4 protein-coding genes and 2 pseudogenes are annotated in these 5,159 nt (G+C 42.6%); 4 read left to right on the top strand and 2 right to left on the bottom strand.

Translation table 11 applies throughout. The features are described 5' to 3' along the window. Positions 1-146 precede the first annotated feature (146 nt). On the bottom strand, positions 147-1,673 hold the full coding sequence (locus IQ234_RS19740) for a YifB family Mg chelatase-like AAA ATPase (RefSeq protein WP_193958325.1): 1,527 nt from the start codon (positions 1,671-1,673) through the stop codon (positions 147-149). A gap of 180 nt (positions 1,674-1,853) precedes the next feature. Here IQ234_RS19740 and IQ234_RS19735 point away from each other — a divergent pair, with 180 nt between their 5' ends. The 4 genes and pseudogenes from IQ234_RS19735 to IQ234_RS19720 form a co-directional block, all read left to right on the top strand. Next, positions 1,854-2,195: a histidine triad nucleotide-binding protein gene (locus IQ234_RS19735; protein ID WP_193958324.1), complete on the top strand. Its 342-nt coding sequence runs from the start codon at positions 1,854-1,856 to the stop codon at positions 2,193-2,195. Between the two features lie 83 nt (positions 2,196-2,278). Continuing rightward, positions 2,279-2,458: pseudogene (locus IQ234_RS19730) on the top strand (aspartyl protease); the annotation flags it as partial. A 98-nt stretch (positions 2,459-2,556) separates the two neighbouring features. Next, positions 2,557-3,741: an IS200/IS605 family element RNA-guided endonuclease TnpB gene (gene tnpB / locus IQ234_RS19725; RefSeq protein WP_193958323.1), complete on the top strand. Its 1,185-nt coding sequence runs from the start codon at positions 2,557-2,559 to the stop codon at positions 3,739-3,741. 16 nt (positions 3,742-3,757) lie between these two features. Continuing rightward, positions 3,758-3,922, top strand: a pseudogene (locus tag IQ234_RS19720) (aspartyl protease); the annotation flags it as partial. A 31-nt stretch (positions 3,923-3,953) separates the two neighbouring features. Here IQ234_RS19720 and hppD read toward each other — a convergent pair. Next, positions 3,954-5,039, bottom strand: a complete 1,086-nt coding sequence (gene hppD, locus IQ234_RS19715; protein ID WP_193958322.1) for a 4-hydroxyphenylpyruvate dioxygenase — start codon at positions 5,037-5,039, stop codon at positions 3,954-3,956. Positions 5,040-5,159 lie beyond the last annotated feature (120 nt).

Genomic DNA, 5,159 nt, shown 5'->3' with positions numbered 1-5,159 from the left:
GTGGGGGAGTGGGGAGATAGGAGAATTTCAACTAATACCCCAAAACCCTAAAACCCCAACTCCCTAAAACCCCAACTCTCAACTCCTGCCTCCTGAATCCTGACGACCGACTCCTAACCCCACCAACAAACTTTTTGCCGCAAACCCTAACTTAAACGATCGAGAGTGCGATACTGAATTGCTTCGGCAACGTGGGAACTTTTCAGCATTTCACTATCTCCTAAATCGGCAATGGTGCGGGCAACTTTGAGAATGCGATCCATTGCTCGGGCCGATAAACCTAATTTTCGGATTGCCCCTTCTAAAATATGGCGACTGCTATCATCAAGGGCGCAAAAACGCCGCAAATGCTCGGAATTCATCTCCGCATTAGAGCGAATCCCCGTATTCTGAAAGCGATCGCCAGCCTTTTGTCGGGCCCCTTCTACCCGTTGCCGCACCTGCTCAGAAGCTTCTCCCCGACTCTCTTGGGTCATTTCTTCCGGTTTCAGGCGATTTACCGTCACTTGTAAGTCAATACGGTCTAAAAGCGGCCCCGATAATTTCGCCCAATACTGTTCCCGTTGTCGCGGTGAACAGCTGCAGGGTTGCACCGAATCGCCGTAATAACCACAGGGACAGGGATTGGTACTCGCCACTAGGGTAAAACGGGCCGGAAAAGCGACAGAAAGACGAGTGCGAGAAATGCTCACATAACCATCCTCTAGGGGTTGTCGGAGATATTCCAAGACACTGCGCTTAAATTCCGTTAATTCGTCCAAAAATAAAATACCACGGTGAGAAAGGGAGATTTCTCCCGGTCGGGGATAAGTGCCACCTCCCACCAGCGCCGCTCCGGAAGCGGAGTGATGGGGACTGCGAAAAGGACGCTCGCGCACCAGAGAACCTCGATCCTTCAGTAATCCCGCGACGGAATGAATCTGGGAGACTTCTAGGGATTCGGCAAAGGTAAGCTGGGGCAGAATACTGGGTAAACGTCGCGCTAACATGGTTTTACCGCTGCCCGGTGGCCCGACAAAAATTAGGTTATGACCTCCAGCTGCGGCAATTTCCAGGGCCCGACGGCCAATCGCTTGGCCTTTAACATCCTTGAGATCGGGGAGATTTACCCGCGATCGCCCAAATTCCTCGGCAGCGTTAAAAGTCATCGGTGAATGGCGATCGGGTTCATTTAAGAAATTTACCACTTCCGATAGATGACGAAACCCATACACTTGTACTCCTTTAACCACGGCCGCTTCTTTGGCATTATCGGCGGGAACCACTAAACCCTTAATCCCCATTTTTTCGGCGGCGGCAGCAATGGGTAAAACCCCCGCCACGGGACGCAAACTACCATCGAGGGATAATTCGCCTAAAAAGAGAAAATCCCCCAATAAATCGGCTTCTACCTGTTCGGAGGCTCCTAAAATGCCGATACTAATCGGTAAATCATAAATTGGCCCCTCTTTGCGGATATCGGCGGGACTTAAATTGATGACAATTTTGCGGATGGGAAAGGCAAATCCGGCATTTTTTAGAGAAGCTTTTACCCTTTCTTTCGACTCCTGCACGGCGGTATCGGGTAAACCCACCACGGCAATTCCGGGTAATCCTCCCGATACATCCACCTCTACCCCGATTTTAATGGCATCAATGCCGATAATTGCCGCACTCCAAACCCTTGCTAACATTTTGGCTCAAGTAAAAATAAAGTGAGTTCTTAGGAAAATAAAACAGGATGTTCGGCTAGTTTTCCGCATAAAAATGATTTTATCTGGGAATTTACCCTGAAAATCAGCGTATTTCTCGGGATAACCTAGCCAGAAAAGCTGAGAGCTTAATGGTATAGTTGAAAAAAAAGTAATTTGTCTATGAGTGAGACTATTTTTAGCAAAATTATCCGGAAAGAAATTCCAGCCTCGATCGTCTATGAAGATGATCTGGTTCTCGCTTTTCGAGATGTTAATCCCCAAGCACCCACCCATATCCTCATTATCCCCAAAAAACCGATTCCGAAACTAGAGGAAGCCAGCGACAGCGATCAAGATTTATTGGGACATTTGTTACTAACTGTTAAAAAGGTGGCCGCTGAAGCTAAATTAAGTCAAGGTTATCGAGTAGTGATCAATAATGGGGAACATGGGGGTCAAACCGTCGATCATCTTCATGTCCATCTTTTGGGCGATCGCTCAATGGCTTGGCCTCCGGGTTAAACTCCTGTTATTTTCCCGCATTTTTGGGGAATTCTAGAGCTAGAAGCGTTCTTTTTTGAGTCGGTCTTCTCGATGTTGAACCCATGAATAGGTCTATTTCTGCGATCGCATTGACCAGCACCCTGCTGTTATTTCCCTTCACCCCTACGACTCTCGCTCAATCGCAATGCTTTCTCCAAAGAGCAGATGGACAACACATAGATCTTAGCCGTCTCTGTGGCGGTTCATCTAGAAATAGGAAAAATTCCCCGCAAGTTTATCGAAAATTTGGGTCTAAAACCCCGTCCTTTAGCGTAGCGGAGGACGGCTTGACATTGTTGCTCACATAGCTTACCATAGTAAATGTAGTTTGGTAAGCAAAATGCTAAAAGCGTTTAAGTACAGAATCTATCCGACAAGTGAGCAATCAGTTTTGCTCGCCAAGTCGTTTGGCTGTGCTAGATGGTTTTACAATTACGCTCTCAACTTAACATCCGAAACTTACAAGCAAACTGGAAAAGGATTAAGCAGAAACGAAATAATTAAGCTGCTGCCTTCCCTAAAAAAAGAGCATGAGTGGTTAAGCGAAGTACCATCACAGGTATTACAGCAAGCCGCTTTAAATCTTTCTAGTGCTTTCCTTAATTTCTTTGAAGGTAGAGCTAAATATCCCAACTTCAAGAAAAAGCAAAATAGGCAGTCGATTAGATTTCCTCAACACTGTAAGTTAAAAAATGATGTTCTGGTATTACCTAAAATTGGTGAAGTCTATTGCAAAGTTTCACGGCAACCAGAGGGAGACTTAAAGTCTGTTACGGTTTCAGTTAATCCATCAGGAGAATATTTCGCATCTTGTCTTTATGATGATGGTCAGGATTTACCCCAAAAATTGACAGAAGGAAAAGCTATCGGGATAGACGTTGGACTAACCCATTTTGCTATTACATCAGATGGGACTAAACATGGGAATCCTCAATACTACCGTAAGTACGAACAGAGATTAGCGAGGAGACAAAAGAAACTTAGTCGCAAGCAAAAAGGGTCTAACAACCGAAATAAAGCTAGAGTTAAAGTTGCTAAAGTTCATGCTAAAATTGTTCGTTGTCGTGAAGATTTTCTGCACAAACTAAGTCGTAAATTAGTTGACGAAAACCAAGTCATAGTGGTAGAAAATCTGGCAGTCAGAACCATGGTCAAAAACCAGAAACTAGCAAAATCAATTAGTGATGCTGGTTGGGGTCAATTCTGTACCATGTTGAAATATAAAGCTGAATGGGAAGGGAAAATTTATCTTGAAGTAAATAGATTTTTTCCTAGTTCCAAGACTTGTAGTAACTGCTTAAATCGTGTTGATAGTTTGAGTTTAGATATTCGTAGTTGGCAATGTCCTAAGTGTGGAGAAACCCACGATAGAGACATCAATGCCGCTAAGAATATTCGAGATGAAGGTTTACGAATTTTGGCGGTAGGGCATACCGCTACTGCTTCTGGAGGGAGAGTAAGACCAAGTAAAGGCACTGCTTTTGCAAGGCATCTCCCCGTGAACGAAGAATCCCCACGCCTTTAGGCAACGGGAGTGTCAACTTGGTCGCATTAATTCTGTTAAAGTTGGCGAGGTGGCTTTATCTAATCAGATTGTTGGTATTTCTCCCCAAATGGAAGGATTAGGACTCTTGGGACAAACCTTTTTTGGTTCCTATGATGTCACAATCAAAAAAGATGTGATTGAATTACGTCATCGTCCATAGTCTCATGGGAAAAATGCTCGCTTTTCTGACTTTAATCTAAAGTTCCTCGCTGTACTTGTTCCCGTTCGATCGCTTCAAATAGCGCTTGGAAGTTGCCTTCTCCAAAACCTCTAGCGGCATGACGGCGCTCGATTAATTCAAAAAAGAAAGTAGGCTGGGAAAAAATTGGTTTAGTGAAAATTTGCAGTAAAGTTGGCTTTTCCCTGAGGGAATGACTATTTTGTTCAAAATCGATGAGAATTTCCTGTTTTTTAATTTCTAACCATTCCCAATCAGCAATATTAAAATCTGTTTTTTGATAGCTAATTTGTTGATAATAACTGTCGGGAACTGACAAAAAATCCACCTTTCTTTCTTTTAATTTTTGAGTTAATCTTAAAATATTTTCTGTTTTTAAAGCAATGTGTTGAATGCCAGATTTTTGATTAATATCTAAAAATTCTTGAATTTGAGAACTGTTACTATCTGGTTCGTTAATTGGTAATTTTAATTCGGTTTTGGGGTGAACAAGTACCTGCGAATAAAGACCAGAACGCTCCGTTTTAATAGTAAAAGTTTGCCGTTTTTTAAAGCCTAAATTTTCCTCATACCAATTGGCTGTTAACTCTAAATTCCCCTGAAAAACATTTAAAACTAAATGATCAATTGCCTGAATATCCTGATTATATTGTTGCTTACTATCATACTCAATCAGATTAGGATCGGCTAAAATTGGCGTGATTCCCTGTCTTTCAAGTAATGTATGTTTGAGATTAGCAATGCTAGAGATTTGACAGCTTTTTATCTTCCCCCTAGAAAAAGCACTTTCCTGAATAAAAATATCCTGTTTAATTCTCCTAGCTAAAGCGTCCAAATTCTCCACTTGAAAAGCTACATCCGCCACCCCTTCAGGATATTTACCTAAAAATTCCGCCACGGGACTAAGGGAATTTAAAGGAGAAGATAAGATAAAAATAATCTGTTTAGTTTTATCTTTTTGGATGCCATTGCCAACTATTTCCGTGTGCGTATGGAGATTAACTAAACTTGCGATCGCCTGAAAATCCATCACCCGCACCAACCAATCTCGCCATTTTTTGGCCGATTCTACATAAAAATGAATATGATCAATAAACATAAATAAAGTCAAAAAAGTGGTTGAGTGTTAGGAATTATGAATTATGAATTATGAAGTGGGGAATGGGGAAGTGGGGAGTGGGAATTATGAAGTGGGGAATGGGGAAGTGGAGTAGTGGGG

The organism is Microcystis aeruginosa LEGE 91341 (genome assembly GCF_015206885.1).
Taxonomy (GTDB): Bacteria; Cyanobacteriota; Cyanobacteriia; order Cyanobacteriales; family Microcystaceae; genus Microcystis; species Microcystis aeruginosa_H.
The sequence above is the reverse complement of the archived record's forward strand: the minus strand, read 5'-3'. Positions and strand labels throughout refer to the sequence as shown.